Origin of the sequence: Blautia sp. HCP3S3_B11, assembly GCF_052064435.1 — a bacterium.
Taxonomy (GTDB): domain Bacteria; phylum Bacillota; class Clostridia; order Lachnospirales; family Lachnospiraceae; genus Blautia_A.
Map to the genome: position 1 here is coordinate 1 of NZ_JBQHVP010000028.1, position 19,207 is coordinate 19,207.

The window sequence follows — 19,207 nt, forward strand, 5'->3', positions numbered from 1 at the left end:
AAAGGTAGAGCGCATTGGAACTTTCTGTTTCCGGAAACTTATCCTGGATGATGGCATATAACCCATCTATTGACTTCCTCATATCAGTATAGCCACATTATCCTAACATTCGGATAATGTGGCTTATCCTCACGATATTTTTATCCTCATCTTTTCTGGATATAAAGATATTTACTCACTTCTTCACAAAAAAGATGAGGATACACTTGCTTCCATATCCGGTACGGCATGCGATAAATCAAGTGTGTCCGATACACCCTGTATGGCTCTGGCAATCAAAGCTTTATTATCTTCAATGCCTTTCGCAAGTCCTGACATGAAATCCGGCATCCAGGATTCAAAGTCGGTAAGCGGCCCCTCATCTGGCACAGAGAAATGAAGGTAAGAACGGATTGTGCTTGCCACATTTGATACGGCGGATACCACTGAACCGATCATGGAACGGATACCATTCACAATCCCTGAAATGATATCCCTACCCCAGCCAAAGGCTTGAGAGGCAAGTCCAACAATATAGCTCTTTGCCGCATTGAATCCACTCACGATGACATTCCTTACGTTTGAGATAATGCCACTCACCGCAGAGAGGATATTATTGAAAACGGAAGATACAGCGGAAAAAATGCCGTTTACTATGGTTGTAACCGTACTTTTGATACCATTCCAAATCGTGGAGATGGTATTGCGGATTGAAGAAGTGATTGTTGTAATCACATTCCGTATCGCAGTCCAGACAGTGGTGAACACCGACTGAATGGCGCTCAGGATGGAAGTGAAAAAGCCACTGATTCCATTCCAGATATTGGAAGCGGTCGTCTGGATATTTGTCCAGGCTGTGCTGAGGAACGTGCTGATTGCAGTTACCACGTTTGTAAACACGGTCTGAATGCCCTGCCACAAGCTGGTAAAGAATCCAGAGATTGCGTTCCATACTGTTTCTGCCGTAGTTTTTATGCCTTCCCATGCCGAAGACAAAAATGCGCCAATCGCATCCACCGCAGATACCACTGCACTCTTGATGCTCTCCCACAAGCCAATCCAGAAATTCCTGAACTCCTCATTGGTATTCCAAAGATACACAAAAGCGGCCACCAAGGCTGTGATGACCGTAATGACAACCCCCACCGGATTTGCCGCAAGTACCCCCCACAAAGCCTTTATGCCGGAAGCCAACGTACTTGCCATACTTACCAGCTTGGGAACAGTGGTCATGATGGTACCTACGGAACTCATCACCTTACCAATGACAATCAATACCGGGCCAACCGCTGCGGCAATCAAACCAACCGTGACGATGACCTTCTTCACGCCTTCATCCAGTGAATTGAGCCAATCCACAAAGCCCTGAATGCCGCCGACGATCGCCTTAATATAAGGTAGAAGCAGTTCCCCAATAGAAATAGCCAGCCCTTCAAGAGCTGACTTTAAAATGGTTAACTGACCCGAAAGGTTATCGAGCTGTGTGTCTGCCATCTGCTGCGCTGCGCCAGAGGAATCAGCTATAGAACTTTGAAGTTCATCCCAGGCATCACCGGTGTTGGCTAACAGCGCATTAACAGAAGCAAGGTCGGTCTTATTGAAGATGGTCGAGATGATGTTCTGCTTATCAGCAGAGGTCATGCCGGACATCGAGGTATTCAGGTCACCCAGGATATCGTTGAGTGAGCGCATGTTACCTTCAGAGTCATAGACCGAAACACCAAGTTCCTTCATGGATGCCGCAGCCTTATCCGTTGGAGATTGCAAGGACAGGATCACGTTACGAAGATGGGTACCACCTTCTGCGCCTTTGATACCGTTATTGGCCAGGATACCAAGAGCCGTATTGAGTTCTGCGGTTCCACCTTTGATGGATTTGGCAGTTGCGCCAATGGTAAGAATACCCTCACCTAACTGCGCCACCGATGTGTTGGTGCTGGATGCCGTCTTGGCCATCTGGTCAACCATCGTTCCAGCCTGCTCCACTCCCATACCAAGGGCGGACATGGCATCGGTCACCATATCCGAAGCAGATGCAAGGTCCAGGCTGCCAGCGGCTGCAAGGTTTAACACAGTCGGAAGTGTATCGACCATCTGCTGGGTATCATATCCAGCCAATGCCAGATAGTTTAATGCCTCCGCGCACTGGCTTGCTGAGAAGGCCGTTTCGGCTCCCATCTTCTTAGCCAGAGCGGATAAGGTATCCATGGTGTTGACAGATTGACCATCCACCTCAGACATCGCATCCCTGGTAATTCCCATGGTTGCCTGTACCTGGCTCATGGAGGATTCAAAGGTTGCAGCAGTCGTGACAGCCGCCGTACCAAGTCCTGTAATCGCTGCGGTAACCGGCAGCATCTTTTCTCCAGCTGAAGCAATGGTATCTCCGGTGCTCTTTAATTTCTCACCTGTCGCGGCAATCTTTTGTAAAGCCACGGAAGATTCGTTTGCTTGCTTCTCCAGAGCCTTTAGTTGTTGCTCGGTTTCAATAATCTCACGCTGCAGGGCATCATACTGGCTTTGAGAAATCTCGCCCTTTGCCAGGGCCTCGTTTGCCTGTTCTGCGGCAGTTTTCAGGGTAGCCAGTTTCTCCTTGGTTTCCTTTACTGCATCGCCTAAAAGACGGTGTTTTTGAGCAAGCAACTCGGTATTACCGGGATCGAGCTTCAGCAGTTTCTCGACATCTTTCAGTTCAGCCTGGGTGGTCTTGATACTGGAATTAACACCTTTTAAGGCATTTTGCAGCTTGGTGGTATCTCCACCAATTTCTACTGTGATACCTTTGATTCGATTTGCCACTTGCCTCACCTCCTCTGTGGCATAAAGAAAACCCATCCGCTTAAAGCAGACAGGCCTTAGATTAATTCCGTTAATTCACAAAATATCTGTTGATAATCCGGAAATATCGAGCTATACTTAAATTGAAAAAATATACTCAAGGAGGGAATGCTCTATGAGTGAACATGATATTGATATTGCTGATATGCAGTGCTGGGTTTTTCGTATGGCTCAATCAAAATGGAAGAAATCCCCCGAAGCCTGCTCGAAAATATTTCAGGATAACGATGTTTTTGGTTTTATCGCTAGCTGCTATGACATCCTCCACTTAAGCAGCTATGAATGCGTGTTGGATGATGTCGAAGAAATGCTGAAGAATCGAGGTGTTTCCGTATGCTGACTTTAACTGATGGAATGCTTCTTTATCACGGCAGCTTCACACGGGTATCTCAGATCGATTTTGGCAAATGCAAAGCGGGCAAAGATTTCGGGCGTGGTTTCTACGTTACAAGTTCCTATAAGCAAGCACAGAACTTTGTTCCGCTGTCTGTCAACAAGCAGGTCAAGGAAGGAAAACTGCCCGCCGATACTACTTCAGGATACATCTCCGTATTCAAACTTCATCTTACGCCAGAAACATCTGTCCACCTGTTTCAATCGGCTGACCGAGACTGGCTCCATTTTGTCGCTTCAAGCCGAAGAGGCACGCTTTTTCCCGACCTTCGAAAACAATACGCCGCATTCGACATTATCGGCGGGAAAATAGCCAATGACCAAACTGCCCGCACTCTTCAGCTTTATACTACCGGTGCTTATGGGGAACCCGGTTCTGAACAGGCAGACAGCATCGCCATCACACTGCTGCTACCAAATCGTCTGGAAGACCAATTCTGTTTTTGCAACGGAAAAGTCATCCAGTCTCTCGAATTCATAAGGAGTGATTGCTATGATTTCAACCACATTTGAAATAACTGATCAGCAGCGAGAAGCGTGCGCGGTCAGCGTTATGCGCGCCATGCTTGAAGATTACAGTAAGGATACCGGAATTCCTTTCTCCAACCTATTTTTCCAGTTTGCGTCATCTCCGGCATACAAAATGCTGTTTGATTATTCCACCGGGCTTTGGAGGGAAGGGCCGGATTATCTCCGGGATACCTTTGAAGATACCCTAAATCCCACTGATCCCGTTTCAGCATAACATCTTTCCCCATTAGCTTGTTTCCTGCTGATGGGGATTTTTTCTGTTATCTCACACTGTTGCAATTCCAGCACATTGACTATGGTTAAAATAGATCGAAATCTTTCTGCGTAGCCAGCTCATGATAGCCTTTGTATTCATCATTCCTGCTTTCCGCGAACATATCGTTTACCATCCCGATGGTCAGTAAATCCAGTTCGCTGATGGAAAGACCAACTGTAAACACCTGAGCAGGAACAAGGGTGTTGTCATTTCCCGGTCAGTTGGGCGAATTCTTTGTTTCTCGACATCTTTCAGTTCAGCCTGGGTGGTCTTGATACTGGAATTGACACCTTTTAAGGCATTCTGTAGCTTGGTAGTATCTCCGCCAATTTCTACTGTAATTCCTTTGATTCGATTTGCACTTGCCTCACCTCCTCTGTGGCATAAAGAAAACCCATCCGCTTAAAGCAGACAGGCCTTAGATTAATTCCGTTAGTTCGCAAAATACCTGTTGATAATCCGGAAAAATCGAGCTATACTTAAATTGAAAAAATATACTCAAGGAGGGAATGCTCTATGAGTGAACATGATATTGATATTGCTGATATGCAGTGCTGGGTTTTTCGTATGGCTCAATCAAAATGGAACATGTCCGCAGCCGATTGCTCCGCACTCTTCAAAAAATACGATATTCTCGGTTTTATTTCGGAGTGCTACGATATTCTCCATATCAATGGTTATGCCTGTGTCCTTCACGACGTTGAAACTCTCTTAAGGAACCGAGGTGTTGCCGTATGATAGAACTGCACGATGAAATGCTGCTGTACCACGGAAGCACATTGGTATTCCAGAAATCGATCTTGACCGTTGCTTTAGTGGTCTCGACTTTGGACGTGGCTTTTACCTTACATCCTCTTATGAGCAGGCATACCATTATGTCCAACTTTCAGTCAGGAAGGCTATCCGCATCGGAACCGTCTCTGAGGACTTTAACCCTAATGATGGGCAAATTTCTGTATACAAATTCCACTATGACCCCAACATTCTCGCTTACTGCTTTCAGGGAGCAAGCGTTGAATGGCTGCATTTCGTAGCTGCAAACCGAAAAAAGGATTTGTTCCCACAGCTCATAAAGAAATACAGCACCATCGATATTATCGGCGGTAAGATTGCTGATGACCAAACAGCTCGAACCCTTCAACGTTATATAAGCGGCGCAGATTTTGGAGTTCCTGGAACTCCAGAGGCAGATAGAGAGGCAATCAAAAAGCTATTGCCAAATCGTCTGCAGGATCAGTTCTGTTTCCGCACCCAAGATGCCATAGACCATCTGGAATTCATAAGGAGTGATCGCTATGGAGACATCAAGCTATAATTTCACTGATTCCCAAAAAGAGAGTTGCGCGGTTACTGCCATGCGTGATGCAGTTATCTCTCTTTCTGCTCGTGAAGACATCCCCTACGAAGAAGCATTGCTTCGTTTTACAAGCTCCCGCGTTTATAATGCACTTTTCGATTACAGTACAGAAATTTGGAAAGAGAGTTCAGACTACCTTCTTAGCCTTTATGATTTCTGCAACTCAAAAAAATCAGCTTGATATTCTTCCCCGCCCAGTCACACGCGGCTGAGTGGGGATTTTTCACGCTCAGAATCTGCCCATATCAGCTTGTCATGGAAAAATCTTTATAGCCCATTGCCGGGGTCATTACGACGACAAATAACATCTTTCCCCCATTAGCTTATTTCCTGCTGATGGGGGATTTTTTCTGTTATCTCACACTGTTCCAATTCCAGCACATTGACTATGGTTAAAATAGATCGAAATCTTTCTGCGTAGCCAGCTCATGATAGCCTTTGTATTCATCATTCCTGCTTTCCGCGAACATATCGTTTACCATCCCGATGGTCAGTAAATCCAGTTCGCTGATGGAAAGGCCCAACTGTACACACCTGAGCAGGAACAGTGGTGTTGTCATTTCCCGGTCAGTTGGGCGAGTGCTTTTTTTGCCTGTACGTCCCGCTTCATATTCAGGCCCCAGAGCTCGATCAGGCTCGGAAGAACCTGGTAGATGGAGAACGTATTAAACTCATCCAGCCACTCCTCCGGTGTATCCGGGATGGAAGGATCAGCGTGTTTTGCCATGACGTAGGCGATATTTTCAAACATCTCCAAAGAAGGGATGTCGATTTCGGAACTCTCTTCCTTGTTTTTGGAGACGCTGTTTTCAAGCTTTGCCAGGTCCTTATAGATATCCCGGCCAAACTTGATGCGGTAGATACGAGGGATTGCGGCAGAGGCTTTGAAGATTACCTCCTTGCCGTCGATCTCGATCGTTTTTGTCAGTGCCATATTCTTATACCTCCTTCACAGGTACATACACGCTCTTGTACCAGTTGTCGTATGCTGTCGAAGTCGTGGTGGCAGAGGTCCTTGCCTTAACAAGACCGTTCTGCAAGGGGCTGGCCTTGATGGACAAGGTTTCCGTCTTGACTTCGATCTCATCTTCGGTGGTTGCCGATTCAATGGTCGGACGTGCAGCCGAGCAGTTATAGAGCACATGGCGGATCTTGTTGATATCCCCATCAAACTCAAACAGCAGGGCGAACTGCTCGGTCGCCACAGAGGCTTCCTCCACAAGCACCTTGTTCTTATCCAGATTCTCCTTCAAGACATCGGTACGGAAAGAATCCGGCACCATAGCAAGTTCCAGATCGCCTTCATACCCCTGGTTGTTGGAAATGGTGTAGTACGCATATCCATCCGCATAGAATACGGAAGGCTCACCATTGGGGTCCATGGAAAGCGATACCGCGCCGGGCATCGGAACCGGTGTACCAAAGGAATAGGAGCCATCCTCAGCGATGGTCAGAAGTGCATAATGCACGTTACGGATATTGAATTTTACCTTGCGATATCCATTAAAACCTCGCCTCTCGATCTGCATACAAAAGCGCACGTAAGGTCAGGTTCAGACCTTCATGAGATCGGCAATGTTCGCGCCCTGGTATTCTTCAGCCGGAGCCAGAGGGCACTCCTGAGTGTCCGGCTTGTCTTCGGGTTTGGTTTCGGGTTCGTTTACGGGTTCGGTTTCGGGTTCGGATGCGGGGTTTGCCCCAGGGGTATCCTGCGGGGGCTTCTGGGGTTTGGCTTCGGGATTGGCCGCAGGCTTGGTTCTGAACTTACCTTCCAGCTTGTTCAAAAGCCGCATCTCAGAGGACTTTGCGGCAAAAGAAAAAGCCACGTCATCCGTGGCACACTTCTTCTTTTTGTCCTCCAAAATGTCATCCGCAAAACCCAGCTCGATGGCCTTGCCCGCGTTCATCCAGGTCTCCGAATCCATGAGGTGGGAAATCTTGGCGCGGCTCATGCCGGTCTTGATCTCATAGGCGTTGACGATGGACTCCTTCACCTCATCCAGCATATCGATGGCCTTTTGCATTTCCCCGCTGTCCCCAAAAGCCATGGTCATGGGGTTGTGGATCATCATCAGTGCAGTCGGTGCCATGAGCACCGTAGTACCAGCCATGGCGATGACGGATGCAGCAGATGCCGCAATGCCATCGATCTTCACCGTTACGCTGCCGGTGTAATCCATCAACATGGAGTAGATCTGGCTGGCTGCGATGCAGTCTCCGCCGGGCGAGTTGAGCCAGATGGTGACCGGGCCATTCCCTGCAAAAAGCTCCTCCCGGAACATCTGCGGGGTGACATCATCATCGAACCAGGATTCCTCGGCAATGGTGCCGTAGAGCTCAAGGACTCGTTCGGCTTCGCTTTCCTGCCCGGTTTCCGGTGCCAGATTCGTCCACCTCCAGAACTTCTTGTTCTTCATCGGTCGTTTCCTCCTTCTTCAAAGTTTCTGATTTATCTTTGCTGGCATAGGCATTGTTCTGTTCCACCTGAGACAGGGGGAGCATGTTGCCGTTTACCAGATAAAGATCACCGCCCAGCTCCGCAGGGATGCGGTCGAGGTTTTCCAGCTCACGGATATCGTTGGCAGACATCCAGCCGTTCTGCCTTGCTGTAGCGTAGCCATTCATGCGGCTCTGATAATCGCCGCGCAGTAGTCCTTCCACGTTGAACCGGAAGAAGTACTTCCCCTTCTCATCATCGGAAAGGAGTGCTCTCTGCAGCGCCTGTTCCCACCGGCACACCCAGGGATTCAAGGTGTATTTCACAAATTCCAGAGACTGCTGTTCAATATTGGAAAAGCTTGACTTCTCCAGGTCACCAACCATGTGAGGCGGCACACGGAAGATTCGAGCAATCTCATTGATCTGGAACTTTCGGGTCTCCAGGAACTGCGCTTCGTTGGGGCTGATGGAGATGGGGGTGTATTTCATCCCCTCTTCGAGGACTGCCACACGGTGGGAATTGCTGCTTCCTCCGAAAGCGGCATTCCAGCTGTCCCTGACCTTGGCAGGGTCTTTCAGGACGTTCGGATGCTCCAACACACCGCTGGGCGCAGCACCATTGGCGTAGAACTTGCTGCCATATTCCTCGGCTGCGATTGCAAGGCCGATAGCGTTCTTTGCCATGGCGATGGGGCTGTAACCCACAAGGCCGTCAAAGCCAAGCCCCGGAACATGGAGGACTTCACTGGGGTCTAACTGGTAGACCGCACCTTTCATGGTGGGTGCGTCCTCTTTCATGGTCTGGTACTCATAGTAGAGCTGGCCCTTTGCATCCCTCTCCACTTTCATGCGGTTGGGCATCAGCGGATACAGCGCAATGATATCTCCCTTGCCGTTTCGGATGATCTGTGCGTAGGCATTGCCCCACAGCAGCAGATGGCTCATGAGGGTTTCCCGGAAGATGAACGAGGTCATCTCGGGATTCGGCTCATCATGGAGCAGATGGTAGAGCGGATGCTCCACCGCCTTGGTCTTGCTGCTATCCTCCTCATATCGGTACATGTGCAGCGGCAGACCCGCAATGGACTCCGACAGGATGCGCACACAGGCGTACACCGCCGTCATCTGCATGGCGGACCGTTCGTTCACGCTCTTTCCAGCTGCGGAAGTTCCCATGAAGAAACTGTACGTACTGCCGGATGTGGCGTTCTTGGGGCCATCACGGGTCCGAAACAAACCACTGAGAATTCCCATTGTTGTTTTCTCCCTTCAAAAAGTGCATGAAAAAAGCACCCTAGATTTCTCTAAGATGCTTCATCCATACTTGAAATAGACTCAGATATATTTTTTCATTACGCGCATATAATCCTTTTTGGCATTGAATATTGCCATCACGTTTACCTGTTTTTCCTCTTCGTCAACCAGGTAGAAGATCAGATACTCCTTGTGGACGGTAAACCGATACCCCGCACTGCGGATGACTCTGTCTTTGGGGATTCCTCCCGCATTCGGGGAAGTATCCAGTTTTTTACACACTTCCCTCAGCTCGCCTACAAAACGCTTTGCGATTTCAATATCCTTGGACTGCTCGGCAATCCAAAATGCGATCTCACGCAAATCCTGTTTTGCAGTGTCTGTCAGCCTTACGGTGTAACTCATAACTCAAGTCCATCCAATTCAGACAGAATGTCATCAAATGCCTCATCCATGTTCTGAACCCTTCCGAGTTTCAGATCATCAGCTGCCTGGGCCAAATGCGCATAAACCGCAAGTTTCGCTTCAAGCTCCATAATATAATTCTGCTGTTCAACAAAATCATCGTGGCAGAGTACGACCGTATCCTCTTTCCCATTGACTGTGATTGCCACAGGATTCTCCCTTGATAACGCTGATATCTGAGCATAATTTGTCCGCAGGTCTTTGGATGGCCTGATGGAAATTGCGCCTGTCATAACCATACCTCCTCATCTTGTTTTGTAGTCATATTATACTCCTTTTTGACTACCTTGTCAAGATGTGCTCAAAAAACAATCGCTGTTTCCCTCCTTGCACAAATGAATCTTTTCTGTGAATTTCTGCATCTTCATCTTGATATTTCATCTCAAACTGCGTATACTATAAGTAGGGATTACCCTACTTACCCTACTTTTATTAGGAGGTGCATATTAAGATGGCAACAACATTTGTTGATAACGCAAAAGTGATGTCAAAGGGGCAGATTACCATTCCGAAAGACATCCGCGATTTGCTTGGTCTTTCCTGCGGAGACCGTGTAACTTTTATTGTTGATGGGTCCGACAGTGTCCGCTTGGTGAATGCGGCAACCTATGCCATGCAGCTTCTTCAATCCAACATGTCCGGTGCGGCAGCCGAATCAGGAATCAGCTCCGAAGAAGATGTCATGGCAATGATTTCTGAGATGAGAAACGAGGGTGAATAACCCATGAGAATACTTCTCGACACAAACATTCTGATTTCCGCTGCCCTTTTCCCAAATGGAACTGCTGCGAAGGCCTATATCAAAGCGGTTACCTACCCAAACAAAGGAATCGTCTGCGACTGGAGCATTGATGAACTTCGCCGTGTGTTCAACCGCAAATTTCCAAAGCGTATCGATAGCCTGAATCAGTTCCTCGCAATGGCTTCTATCGCGTTTGAAATCATCCCCACTCCGGTTGACGAAGTGCCGGATGAAAACAAAATCCGAGATGTGAAGGACCGCCCGATTCTGAGAGCCGCTCAGCTCGCCAACGTTGACATTCTTCTTACCGGTGACAAGGACTTTCTTGAATCCGGTGTTACCAATCCGAAAATCATAGACCCATCCTTTTTTATAAATCAGCAGTAACCCTTTTGAGTATCTGGTGTGATGCCAGGTACTCTTTTTTTGTTAGCCTTTTGGCTTTGCCTAAAATACGATCAGCGGACGTTCATCATACACACTTCCCTGCTGACCTTGGTTGCGGATACAGCGGTCAAGCGCCATGATGGTGGCGACGATGCCGTCTATCTTCTCCGGCGACTTGGCCTTGGTGGGCTTGATGTTCTCTGCCGGGTCCCGGTCCACCACAACGTTTCCTGCCATCCACCGCAGGACCGGATTGCCGCCGTGGATGATCTTCCCTTCCATCAGGAGCTTATAGAACTCCTTGGTGGGCGGGCTCATGTCCTTAAAGCCCTGGCCGAAGGGAACCACCGTGAAGCCCATGCCCTCAAGGTCCTGGACCATCTGCGTTGCACCCCACCGGTCGAAAGCAATCTCCAGGATGTGGTACTGCTTGCCCAGGTCCTCAATGAACTTCTCAATGAAGCCGTAGTGGATGACGTTGCCTTCGGTGGCCATAAGGTAGCCCTGCTGATGCCAGACATCATAAGGAACCGATGCCCTTCGCACACGCAGCGGAATGGTGTCCTCTGGAATCCAGAAGAACGGGAGCACGATATATTTCTCGTCCTCGGTGCGCGGTGGGAATATCAGCACAAAAGCCGTGATGTCTCCGGTGCTGGATAGGTCCAGACCACCATAACAGTCACGGCCCTTTAAGGCTTCCATATCGATGGGGGTGTTGCCCAGGTCATAGATCTGCTCCGGGATAAACCGTGTCAGCGATGCCACCGACATATGCCCGGAAGCGATGCACTGCCTTACAATGCTGCATCTCTCCGTGGGATTGCTGTCATAGCAAACCGAAGCCGCCAGCTCGGCAAGAGCCATGGGGTCGCCTTTGCCATTCGCCAGCTGGCTGTATCCGACCAATTCAACTTTCATCTTGTTCCTCCAATAAAAAACACCCACCGATTTCTCAGTAGGTGTCAGTCCTCAAATTTCAGCATGTCGCTGTCCATCACGGCCTTGAACCGGTGCTTATCCACCTCAAAGCCGTAAGCGGGTCTGCCAAGGTTGTGGGCCGCTCGTAACGTGGAGCCGCTTCCCGCACAAGGGTCAATGACCACATCGCCGGGGTCGGTGAAAGTTTGGATCAGCTTTTCCAGCAGGGCAACCGGCTTCTGGGTTGGGTGCAGTCGGGGAATCTCCTTCCCGTCTTTTCCCCACTCGAACCAGTCAAATACCATCCGGCCATGCTCCACGCCTTTGGCATCGGTGTATCTCTCGTTGCGGAACTTCGGCAGCTTGTCCCGGTACAGCACCAGACCATACTCGGTGGCTCCAACCACACGCATATTGGCTTTCAGCGCTTGGGGGCTGTAGTTCTTGATGAAGGTCAGCGGGATGTAGTGTTTGAAACCGTACTCCTTTGCCTTCTCAATCACCTCGAACTGCTGCTCGTAGGAGCAGAACACAAGGATGCAGGGCGGTTCATTCCCTTCGGTTTTCTTCTTGGGGTCGGGCCTCAGCATCCGGCTGACGAAATGGAAGAACTCGGTGATGTTGAAGGAGAAGTCCGTGTTGAAGGCGGCTTTTCCTGCCAGCTTGCTTTCCCCGTTCTCCCGGTTGCCGCCCACATACCAGGAAGGGTTGCTTCCGTAGAAGTTCTTCCCGATGTTGTAGGGGATGTCCGCGATGATCAGCTGCGCCTTGGGGATGTTGTAGGATTTGAAATTCTGGAAGTTCTCATTGTACAGTTCACATTTCAATTGGATTTCTCTCCTTAGCATGGTGTAGAAACCTATATCCAGGAGAGGGACAAGCCTCAAAATCAAGTCCCTCTATATATAGGATTTTTCAAGGGCAAAATAAGTAGTATCCATTCAAAAAAAATAAAAAAAAATTTTTTCAGTACCGATACACCGGATTGATATCCTCGGTCAGCGTCTTCTTATCATGACAGGGTTTACAAAGGCTCTGCCAGTTGGTCCTGTCCCAGAACAGCTTCGGGTCTCCACGATGGGGTTTGATGTGGTCCACCACAGTGGCTTTCGTGTATCGGCCCTGTTTCATGCACTCAGCACACAGCGGGTGGCTCTGAAGGAACTGCTTGGATTCCCTCTGCCATCTGCTGCCGTAGCCGCGCTTCCCCGCCGAACGGGTCACCTCTGGATGGAGCGGCAGGTGTTTCTCACAGTACTGCTTGCCGGGTTCCACCAACGCTGCGCATCCAGTTTGCTTGCAGGGGACTTTCGGTCTATATGGCATTTGAATCTCTCCTTTCAGGGCATAAGAAAAGCCGGGTGGATATTTCACCACCTCGGCTCAGTTCTGCAATCTATTTACTTTTTCAAAATCTCCAGCATCTCAGCTGGGGTGACGATGAAATCTCTGACTGGATAATGCTTCTGGTTGCCGGTCACAAGGTAAGCATCATCTTCGCGCTTTTCCATCGCGACCTCGTAAAACACAAGGTCATCCATATCAATCAGTATCTCTCCAGTCGGTTTTGGTATCACCTCAACGCCGAACTGCCGCACGGCTTTCAGTACCGTCTGAATCGTTTCCGAGTTCAGATGGTACTTCTTCCTGCTCAGTACTTCCTCGTATTCACTCAAGATATCCGAATGGTACAATGGAATGATATCCCCCGACAGCATTGCTCGAAACACCTGACGTGGGGGTGAATCCGGTTTTTTGGCAATTAACGCCGATACAATAACATTCGTATCAACCACAGCATAGCACTGCATCACCTCGCCGCCTTTCTGGCGGATCTCGCATCTGCAATCTCTGCGTTGATTTCCTCGAGTGTCATTTCAGGAGCAGCTTCTGCCTGCTTGAACATAGCGTCCAACGCGCTCAAAGCTTCAGTCCGTGTTACAACGCCTTCCGGCAAAGTTGTATCAAACGGAATGCCGCGAACCATTTTGCTTCTGACAAAGAACATTCTGATAGCTGTTGGAATGTCCATCCCCAGCGCTTCATAGATTTCAGTTACTTCCTGTTTCAGTTCCTTATCAACACGAGCCTGAACCAAAGCCTGTTCTGCCATAACGAACGCCTCCTTTTATATTCGTTTCACATATAGTTGTATGCTTTTCATATCTCTATTATACGTCATTCGAATATAAAAATCAAGCAGTCTGGGGGGCTTTTACTTCTCCCAGGGGAGATCGTTGCCTCTCCCAATGAAAAAAGCACCCACCAGATTACTGACAGATGCTTTATCACGTTTTTCGTTGTTTACTTCTTCATCACTCATGAGGAATGTCGAGCATATCCAATAGCCGGATGAATGCGTCCTGACCGTCCAGGCAGGTGTCCGTCAGCCATCCTTTCTCGTTCCTCCATTCGGACAAACCACGATAGTAAAATCCCTTTTTGTTGTCCTCGATGATGAACGGAATGATGTTGTGATGCAGGCATTCTTTCAATGCAATCAGTCTGCCGACTCTGCCGTTGCCATCCTGGAACGGGTGGATGTGTTCAAACTCTGCATGGAATGCGACCACATCCTCAATCGTTACTTTGCCTTTTGCATTGTAATCAGCAAGTAGTTCACGCATCCGACCGGGGACTTCTTTCGGCTTGGCAGTTTCCCGTCCGCCCACTACGTTCGCACGTTTCTTGTAGTCGCCGACTGCGAACCACGAAAGCGTGGAGTCCTTGGTGTCATGCTTCAACAGGTAGTGGAGATGCTTGATGATGTCCTCACTCAGTTCTTCCTCTGCCTTGTCGATCACATAGTCGATTGCCCTGAAATGGTGAACGGTTTCCAGAATGTCATCCACAAGGATTCCATCTCCGACATCAATGGTGTTGGTCTCGAAAATGAGTCTTGTTTGATCTTCTGTCAGTTTACTGCCCTCGATATGGTTGGAGTTGTAGGTCATGCGAACCTGCAGCTCGTGATACAGACCGCCGGATAGACGAGCCTCTTTTTCTTCACGAAGAACCTGCAGGATAGCATTGTCGGAAACCTCCTCACACAGTTCCTCATGAGAACACGACAAAAATCCGGCGATCTTCTGAAGCGTTGCTTTGGATAGCTTCTCTCCCCTCGCTATTTTTGCGATCGTTTTCGACGATATTCCAAGTTCTTTTGAAAGATCCGTCTTTGTTATTCCTTTTTCAGCTAATTTGCTGTAGAGCCCATTGTACCGAATCATATCAGCCCTCCCAAAACCTTTACTTTATTATACCGCAAAACGCTCAAGAAGTAAAGGTTTTTGAGAGAGGATTGATAAAAAAGTAAAGGTTGGGGCGGCGGGGCATTACTTCTCCCAGGGAAGCTCCGCTTTGCCAAAGTGGCCGTAGGCACTCACGCGGTTGTAGTCCACATCGAGAAGTCCCAGGCTGTCGATGATGCCCTTCGGAGTAAGGTCGTAGGAATCTCTGACATACTGTTCGATGAAACGCTTGTCCTGATACTCCGTGCCGAAGGTCTCGACATACACGCTGACCGGCTCCGCCACACCGATGGCGTAAGCAATCTGAACCTCGCACTTCTCAGCGTATCCGGCGAGAACGATGTCCCTTGCAATCTTGCGGGCCATATAGGCACCGCTGCGGTCCACCTTGGAGGGATCCTTGCCGCTCATGGCACCGCCACCGATATGTCCGATACCACCATAGGTATCACAGGCAAGCTTGCGTCCGGTGACACCGCAGTCGGCAAAAGGACCGCCGATGACGAAACGACCGGTGGGATTGACCAGCTTCTCAAAGTCGGTGTTCAGGCCGTACTCGCATGCAGCCAGCACCATCATGGATTCGATGACGTGACGGAAATCACTGACCTCCACATCCGGGCTGTGCTGAACGGAGCAGAGGAAGGTCGTGATCTTTCCGCTGTCGTAGTCGAAGCTGACCTGCGCCTTGGCGTCCGCACGGAACATCTTGCTGGGGTGGTTTTTCAGGATTTCCAGGAACTTGGTGGCCACCATGAACGGAATGGGAAGCAGCTCCACGGTCTCGTTAGTGGCATAGCCGTACATCATGCCCTGGTCACCCGCACCGCCCTTGTCCACACCAAGAGCGATGTCCGGGCTCTGCTGGTTCACAAGAATCTGAATCTCGGGACCAGCATACAAGAGGTCGTAGTATCCGAGCTTGTCAAAGCCGATGTTCTCGAACACATCACGCACCAGCTTTCGATAGTTCGGATTATGCTTGCTGGTCAACTCACCGGCAATGACCACATGTCTGTCCTTGATGAGGACCTCAATGGCAACTCTGGCGTTCTTGTCGTTCTGGAGTACATCCGTCACGATGGCATCCGCGATCTGGTCACAGATTTTATCGGGATGACCGTTGCTGACCTGCTCACAAGTGATAATTTTCATACTGATTTTACCTTCCTGCCAGGATTCCCTTTCCTGGGCTTTATCATTTTTTGTTGGGATTAGTGTTGTTTAGAATTACATGAATTAAAAAAGCCCTGTGAGAACCGCCTTTCAGCGTATCCTCCACAGGACCACTAAACTATTTCATGGGAATCACCTCATTTGTCCCTGCTCCCCTTTGTACCCTTTTGTCCTTGCCAGCTTTGTCACTCCGACACAGTCGGCAACCACAATCGGCAGCATCGTACAACGCTTTCATACTCACAAAGTTGTCCCCCGCCGGGGCCATAAGAACCGGGGCCATAAGAACATATCTTTATATCTTTTTTTATTTATATATTTTATATTTTTCTTTCTTAAAAAAGGGTAATATAAATAATAATAAATAATATATATGGGAAAGTTGGGAAAGTTAAAAATAGAGTACTACAGGGAAAGGAAAAAAATAAGAAGACCGAAAACAACTTTCCCAACTTTCCCAAACAAGCGCCGAGGCGTACTCCTAATGAGCATAAAACGGCTTGTAGAAGTGCAGAAATCATCTTCATACAGAGAATAATGGCGCACTTCTGGCGCATAAAAGACGCACTTCTGGCGTATAAAAGACGCACCTCTGGCGCATAAAGGGCCTTTTCTGACACAACGAGTCCGCCCCACTGTGACTGTGCGCACCTCAATAAGCTAAGGATGCCGCACAGCACAACACTGGGGAAGTGGCCAAAATGCATCAAAGATTTATATCTTACACTGCTCGTCGGTCAGCGGCTGGAACACTTCGCCATCTTCGTCTTCGGTCCCATTCTCTTCTTTGCGAAGCCGGACACCGATGATCAATGGGGTCTTATCCCCACCATCTCTTGGTCTCCTAGTCACGAGCTTGTAGTTCTTCTCCATTGCCGCACGGAAGTTCTTATAATTCTCCGGACGATAGTTCATCTCGTCGGCCCACTTAGAGTAGATTCGGAAGGCCGCTTTCACAGGCACCTCGAAAGGACTCCCATCCTCGTCCTTGCCTTCTTCAAGCCAAGCGTCGATGAACTGGGAGATGCGGTCAGAATCCTGGCGGTACTGCGCGGTTGCGTTTTTAACATCCTCCGGCTCGTCGAGGCCTTCCTCCTTGAACATCCGGTACCCCTCGATACACCAGTTCAGAATGCCGGACAGATTCTCCGGATCCGCCAGCGTGAACTTCAGGGTCTTGTCCTGTTCATGGTCTTCAAAGTGCCGATTAAAGGGGATGATCTTGATACGGCCTGACTCGAACAGGGTCTGGTCGTTGACGTTGGGCAGATGGTTGGTGTCAATGAAAATCTTAGCCTGCATGCGGAAATCGAAAGAGTTCTGATTCAGGAAACGCGCTGTGATAGAGCTGTTGCCGGTCAGCTGCTTCGTCAGAGACGCATTGATGGTCAGCTTCTGCTCCATCTCGCTGATACCCACAAAACGAGCGCCCGCCAGACGCGCAACGTCCTCGGAAGGACCACCGCTGGAAGGGCCACGGAAGTTTGCAGCCAACAGGTCCGGCTTGGCAGAACAACCGTACTCACCCATAACACGCAGGATGGTCTCGATTGTGGTCGTCTTACCGTTTCGGGTAGTCGGGCCGTACATGATGAACAGGCACTCCAGGGAGGTGTCACCGGTCATGGTATAACCGACCGCCTTCTGCAGATAGCGGCTGACCGCTGTGTTCCCCTGCATCACCTCATCAACAAACCGATTCCAACGAGGACAGATGGCATCCGCATCGTAGTTGATGGGACTGACCTTGGTGATAAAATCCTCCGGGTCATGAGGATGGAACTCCAGTGTGCTCAGGTCCAACGTACCGTTGGCGCAGTTGAACAGATATTTGTTGCGGTCAAACATAGACACCTTGACCGGATGCACGGACTTGGCGTCCTCCAGCATGGTCTTGCGGTGTTTGCGCAGCTGCAGCTTCTGTACCCGCTTGATATAACGGTTGCGTGTATCCTCGTCCTTGATCTGCAGGGCAAAGGAATACAGTCTGTCCGCCAGAACCTTGGCAAGCTCTGCCACCGCCAGGGCGTTTTCGTCCGGGTGCCACACAACGCCATCATAGACATACCAGATATTACGATCACCGGCGAACCGTGCGATGGGCTTGAAATAATCTGCAAAGGCATTACCGATGCCGATCTCGTCCCGCTGGTAGCGTGGATTTGTGTGGGGTTTCATCTCCTCCAGCTTCATCGTAATGAAAGACAAAGCCGGTCGGAAGGGAGACTTCTCCTCGGAACTTTCCGGATCATCCAGGTCCTTGAACTCATCCTCTGCGGATGCAGCGGCATCACGGATGGGGATATAGATGGTGGAGTTGGAGCTTACAGCATTGCGGATGGTGATCTGGCCATAGGTGCTGTCACCGGTATTCCGATCCCACTTCTCCCGCATCAGACCGGATTCACGGAAAATGCGGTCGATCTGCTCTTCCACATTGCCGCACCAGAATGCCAGCATGGAGACCAGCGCCATGTCAGCGTCAGACTGGGAATCGTACAGTTCCTCCCACTGTCCGTTATACAGGGACTTGAACTTCTCACCGGATTCCGATTTCAGGGCATGTTGCATCACCTGTTCATCAGTCAGGTAGGAGCAGGGCTCCACAGTAGATGTGGCTGTCTGACTTTTCCGCTTCATAAAGGTGTCCAGGGTAGTCGCCAGACCTTCATCGTTTCGCTCCACAGCACCTGCACGGTACATATCTCCTGTGACCGTCACAAAGCGGTTGGTGATGCCGGGAAGGTAGACTTCCAGACCGTGCTTGCGGTTATTGATATAATAAACCGTCTTATCATAGGCAAAGTCCGGGGACAGCTTGAAGAAGCCACGCAGACCCGTGCCGGAGGGAGAACGTTCGAAATAGCTGTTCGGGAAGAAACCCAAGATAGATGCCGCCACATCGTTAAGGGTTCCGTCCTCACGGATGCAGTGGTCGATGTCGATGGCACCGATGCCCTCACTGACACGATAGCCGATACCGTCCCAGCCGCCCATGGCGTAGGCCTTCATGGCGGTGGCGAAGTCGGAGAAGGTGGATGCATCATTGGTTTTGGCCATCGTGCCGTTGCTCGGATTATACGGCACCTTGGTCACTCTGCCACCGCGCTTCTCTTTCTTCCACAGGCAGAACGATGCATTCTGCTTCAGCTCGGTGGGGATGTTAACAAAATTTACGCTCATAAAACAGTGTCCTTTCTGATAAACATATTTTCAAT

The 19,207-nt window shown here is 49.5% G+C and carries 23 protein-coding genes and 3 pseudogenes; 8 read left to right on the plus strand and 18 right to left on the minus strand.

Features of this window, described 5'->3' with window-relative positions; genetic code table 11:
• Positions 1–85, minus strand: a pseudogene (locus tag ACTNC0_RS16915) (hypothetical protein); the annotation flags it as partial.
• Between the two features lie 98 nt (positions 86–183).
• Positions 184–2,778: a phage tail tape measure protein gene (locus ACTNC0_RS16920; RefSeq protein WP_441088310.1), complete on the minus strand. Its 2,595-nt coding sequence runs from the start codon at positions 2,776–2,778 to the stop codon at positions 184–186.
• 154 nt (positions 2,779–2,932) lie between these two features.
• On the opposite strand from ACTNC0_RS16920, the gene ACTNC0_RS16925 reads away from it, so the two are divergent.
• The 3 genes from ACTNC0_RS16925 to ACTNC0_RS16935 are packed head-to-tail and all read left to right on the plus strand — an operon-like array spanning position 2,933 to position 3,955.
• Positions 2,933–3,157, plus strand: a complete 225-nt coding sequence (locus ACTNC0_RS16925) for a DUF3791 domain-containing protein (protein ID WP_441088311.1) — start codon at positions 2,933–2,935, stop codon at positions 3,155–3,157.
• Entirely contained in the window at positions 3,151–3,723 is a 573-nt protein-coding gene (locus ACTNC0_RS16930; protein ID WP_441088312.1) for a DUF3990 domain-containing protein, read from the plus strand. The genes ACTNC0_RS16925 and ACTNC0_RS16930 overlap by 7 nt, the downstream gene beginning before the upstream one ends.
• The gene (locus tag ACTNC0_RS16935; RefSeq protein ID WP_441088313.1) at positions 3,704–3,955 is read left to right on the plus strand and encodes a hypothetical protein; all 252 of its coding nucleotides are present in this window, start codon (positions 3,704–3,706) and stop codon (positions 3,953–3,955) included. Before ACTNC0_RS16930 ends, ACTNC0_RS16935 begins: the two co-directional genes overlap by 20 nt.
• A 279-nt stretch (positions 3,956–4,234) precedes the next feature.
• On the opposite strand, the pseudogene ACTNC0_RS16940 reads toward ACTNC0_RS16935, so the two are convergent.
• Positions 4,235–4,348 (minus strand): annotated as a pseudogene (locus tag ACTNC0_RS16940) (phage tail tape measure protein); the annotation flags it as partial.
• Positions 4,349–4,513: 165 nt separating this feature from the next.
• Between ACTNC0_RS16940 and ACTNC0_RS16945 the strand changes: the two are divergent.
• The 3 genes from ACTNC0_RS16945 to ACTNC0_RS16955 are packed head-to-tail and all read left to right on the plus strand — an operon-like array spanning position 4,514 to position 5,535.
• Positions 4,514–4,735, plus strand: coding sequence for a DUF3791 domain-containing protein (locus ACTNC0_RS16945; RefSeq protein ID WP_441088314.1), 222 nt, complete (start codon positions 4,514–4,516; stop codon positions 4,733–4,735).
• Between the two features lie 55 nt (positions 4,736–4,790).
• Positions 4,791–5,312, plus strand: a complete 522-nt coding sequence (locus ACTNC0_RS16950) for a DUF3990 domain-containing protein (RefSeq protein WP_441088347.1) — start codon at positions 4,791–4,793, stop codon at positions 5,310–5,312.
• A complete protein-coding gene (locus tag ACTNC0_RS16955) occupies positions 5,293–5,535 on the plus strand; it encodes a hypothetical protein (protein ID WP_441088315.1) in 243 nt (80 codons plus the stop codon). The genes ACTNC0_RS16950 and ACTNC0_RS16955 overlap by 20 nt, the downstream gene beginning before the upstream one ends.
• Before the next feature lie 211 nt (positions 5,536–5,746).
• Here the strand turns inward: ACTNC0_RS16955 and ACTNC0_RS16960 are convergent, their stop codons facing one another.
• The 7 genes from ACTNC0_RS16960 to ACTNC0_RS16990 form a co-directional block, all read right to left on the minus strand.
• Entirely contained in the window at positions 5,747–5,914 is a 168-nt protein-coding gene (locus ACTNC0_RS16960; RefSeq protein ID WP_441088316.1) for a hypothetical protein, read from the minus strand.
• Entirely contained in the window at positions 5,911–6,288 is a 378-nt protein-coding gene (locus tag ACTNC0_RS16965; protein ID WP_441088317.1) for a hypothetical protein, read from the minus strand. Before ACTNC0_RS16965 ends, ACTNC0_RS16960 begins: the two co-directional genes overlap by 4 nt.
• A gap of 4 nt (positions 6,289–6,292) precedes the next feature.
• Positions 6,293–6,883: a major tail protein gene (locus ACTNC0_RS16970; protein ID WP_441088318.1), complete on the minus strand. Its 591-nt coding sequence runs from the start codon at positions 6,881–6,883 to the stop codon at positions 6,293–6,295.
• 24 nt (positions 6,884–6,907) lie between these two features.
• Positions 6,908–7,771 (minus strand): head maturation protease, ClpP-related, encoded by an 864-nt coding sequence (locus tag ACTNC0_RS16975; RefSeq protein WP_441088319.1) that lies wholly within the window; start codon positions 7,769–7,771, stop codon positions 6,908–6,910.
• Positions 7,692–9,047 carry a phage portal protein gene (locus ACTNC0_RS16980; protein ID WP_441088320.1) on the minus strand — a complete coding sequence of 452 codons (1,356 nt, stop codon included), beginning with the start codon at positions 9,045–9,047 and terminating at the stop codon, positions 7,692–7,694. Before ACTNC0_RS16980 ends, ACTNC0_RS16975 begins: the two co-directional genes overlap by 80 nt.
• 81 nt (positions 9,048–9,128) lie before the next feature.
• Entirely contained in the window at positions 9,129–9,452 is a 324-nt protein-coding gene (locus tag ACTNC0_RS16985; RefSeq protein ID WP_441088321.1) for a type II toxin-antitoxin system RelE/ParE family toxin, read from the minus strand.
• Positions 9,449–9,745, minus strand: coding sequence for a type II toxin-antitoxin system Phd/YefM family antitoxin (locus ACTNC0_RS16990; protein ID WP_441088322.1), 297 nt, complete (start codon positions 9,743–9,745; stop codon positions 9,449–9,451). The genes ACTNC0_RS16985 and ACTNC0_RS16990 overlap by 4 nt, the downstream gene beginning before the upstream one ends.
• Before the next feature lie 218 nt (positions 9,746–9,963).
• Between ACTNC0_RS16990 and ACTNC0_RS16995 the strand changes: the two genes are divergently transcribed.
• Together ACTNC0_RS16995 and ACTNC0_RS17000 are read left to right on the plus strand one after the other, a co-directional pair.
• The gene (locus ACTNC0_RS16995; protein ID WP_441088323.1) at positions 9,964–10,233 is read left to right on the plus strand and encodes an AbrB/MazE/SpoVT family DNA-binding domain-containing protein; all 270 of its coding nucleotides are present in this window, start codon (positions 9,964–9,966) and stop codon (positions 10,231–10,233) included.
• A 3-nt stretch (positions 10,234–10,236) separates the two neighbouring features.
• A complete protein-coding gene (locus tag ACTNC0_RS17000) occupies positions 10,237–10,641 on the plus strand; it encodes a putative toxin-antitoxin system toxin component, PIN family (RefSeq protein WP_441088324.1) in 405 nt (134 codons plus the stop codon).
• A gap of 60 nt (positions 10,642–10,701) precedes the next feature.
• On the opposite strand, the pseudogene ACTNC0_RS17005 reads toward ACTNC0_RS17000, so the two are convergent.
• The 8 genes and pseudogenes from ACTNC0_RS17005 to ACTNC0_RS17040 form a co-directional block, all read right to left on the minus strand.
• A pseudogene (locus ACTNC0_RS17005) lies at positions 10,702–11,409 on the minus strand (terminase TerL endonuclease subunit); the annotation flags it as partial.
• A gap of 197 nt (positions 11,410–11,606) precedes the next feature.
• Entirely contained in the window at positions 11,607–12,389 is a 783-nt protein-coding gene (locus ACTNC0_RS17010; protein WP_441088325.1) for a DNA-methyltransferase, read from the minus strand.
• Positions 12,390–12,528: 139 nt separating this feature from the next.
• Complete coding sequence (locus ACTNC0_RS17015) at positions 12,529–12,888, minus strand: HNH endonuclease (protein WP_441088326.1); 360 nt, start codon at positions 12,886–12,888, stop codon at positions 12,529–12,531.
• A gap of 74 nt (positions 12,889–12,962) precedes the next feature.
• The gene (locus tag ACTNC0_RS17020; protein ID WP_441088327.1) at positions 12,963–13,373 is read right to left on the minus strand and encodes a putative toxin-antitoxin system toxin component, PIN family; all 411 of its coding nucleotides are present in this window, start codon (positions 13,371–13,373) and stop codon (positions 12,963–12,965) included.
• The gene (locus ACTNC0_RS17025) at positions 13,373–13,675 is read right to left on the minus strand and encodes a type II toxin-antitoxin system RelB/DinJ family antitoxin (protein WP_441088328.1); all 303 of its coding nucleotides are present in this window, start codon (positions 13,673–13,675) and stop codon (positions 13,373–13,375) included. The genes ACTNC0_RS17020 and ACTNC0_RS17025 overlap by 1 nt, the downstream gene beginning before the upstream one ends.
• Before the next feature lie 202 nt (positions 13,676–13,877).
• Positions 13,878–14,792, minus strand: coding sequence for a Fic family protein (locus ACTNC0_RS17030; protein WP_441088329.1), 915 nt, complete (start codon positions 14,790–14,792; stop codon positions 13,878–13,880).
• Positions 14,793–14,897: 105 nt separating this feature from the next.
• A complete protein-coding gene (gene metK / locus ACTNC0_RS17035; protein ID WP_441088330.1) occupies positions 14,898–15,968 on the minus strand; it encodes a methionine adenosyltransferase in 1,071 nt (356 codons plus the stop codon).
• 735 nt (positions 15,969–16,703) lie between these two features.
• Entirely contained in the window at positions 16,704–19,172 is a 2,469-nt protein-coding gene (locus ACTNC0_RS17040) for a phage/plasmid primase, P4 family (RefSeq protein ID WP_441088331.1), read from the minus strand.
• Positions 19,173–19,207 lie beyond the last annotated feature (35 nt).

Bases quoted from the DNA above. Each gene is read 5' to 3' on its own strand.
- ACTNC0_RS16925 (WP_441088311.1), top strand. From the start codon at position 2,933: ATGAGTGAACATGATATTGATATTGCTGATATGCAGTGCTGGGTTTTT.
- ACTNC0_RS16930 (WP_441088312.1), top strand. From the start codon at position 3,151: ATGCTGACTTTAACTGATGGAATGCTTCTTTATCACGGCAGCTTCACA.
- ACTNC0_RS16935 (WP_441088313.1), top strand. From the start codon at position 3,704: ATGATTTCAACCACATTTGAAATAACTGATCAGCAGCGAGAAGCGTGC.
- ACTNC0_RS16945 (WP_441088314.1), top strand. From the start codon at position 4,514: ATGAGTGAACATGATATTGATATTGCTGATATGCAGTGCTGGGTTTTT.
- ACTNC0_RS16955 (WP_441088315.1), top strand. From the start codon at position 5,293: ATGGAGACATCAAGCTATAATTTCACTGATTCCCAAAAAGAGAGTTGC.
- ACTNC0_RS16960 (WP_441088316.1), bottom strand. From the start codon at position 5,914: ATGACAACACCACTGTTCCTGCTCAGGTGTGTACAGTTGGGCCTTTCC.
- ACTNC0_RS16965 (WP_441088317.1), bottom strand. From the start codon at position 6,288: ATGGCACTGACAAAAACGATCGAGATCGACGGCAAGGAGGTAATCTTC.
- ACTNC0_RS16970 (WP_441088318.1), bottom strand. From the start codon at position 6,883: ATGCAGATCGAGAGGCGAGGTTTTAATGGATATCGCAAGGTAAAATTC.
- ACTNC0_RS16975 (WP_441088319.1), bottom strand. From the start codon at position 7,771: ATGAAGAACAAGAAGTTCTGGAGGTGGACGAATCTGGCACCGGAAACC.
- ACTNC0_RS16980 (WP_441088320.1), bottom strand. From the start codon at position 9,047: ATGGGAATTCTCAGTGGTTTGTTTCGGACCCGTGATGGCCCCAAGAAC.
- ACTNC0_RS16985 (WP_441088321.1), bottom strand. From the start codon at position 9,452: ATGAGTTACACCGTAAGGCTGACAGACACTGCAAAACAGGATTTGCGT.
- ACTNC0_RS16990 (WP_441088322.1), bottom strand. From the start codon at position 9,745: ATGACAGGCGCAATTTCCATCAGGCCATCCAAAGACCTGCGGACAAAT.
- ACTNC0_RS16995 (WP_441088323.1), top strand. From the start codon at position 9,964: ATGGCAACAACATTTGTTGATAACGCAAAAGTGATGTCAAAGGGGCAG.
- ACTNC0_RS17000 (WP_441088324.1), top strand. From the start codon at position 10,237: ATGAGAATACTTCTCGACACAAACATTCTGATTTCCGCTGCCCTTTTC.
- ACTNC0_RS17015 (WP_441088326.1), bottom strand. From the start codon at position 12,888: ATGCCATATAGACCGAAAGTCCCCTGCAAGCAAACTGGATGCGCAGCG.
- ACTNC0_RS17020 (WP_441088327.1), bottom strand. From the start codon at position 13,373: ATGCAGTGCTATGCTGTGGTTGATACGAATGTTATTGTATCGGCGTTA.
- ACTNC0_RS17025 (WP_441088328.1), bottom strand. From the start codon at position 13,675: ATGGCAGAACAGGCTTTGGTTCAGGCTCGTGTTGATAAGGAACTGAAA.
- ACTNC0_RS17030 (WP_441088329.1), bottom strand. From the start codon at position 14,792: ATGATTCGGTACAATGGGCTCTACAGCAAATTAGCTGAAAAAGGAATA.
- metK (WP_441088330.1), bottom strand. From the start codon at position 15,968: ATGAAAATTATCACTTGTGAGCAGGTCAGCAACGGTCATCCCGATAAA.
- ACTNC0_RS17040 (WP_441088331.1), bottom strand. From the start codon at position 19,172: ATGAGCGTAAATTTTGTTAACATCCCCACCGAGCTGAAGCAGAATGCA.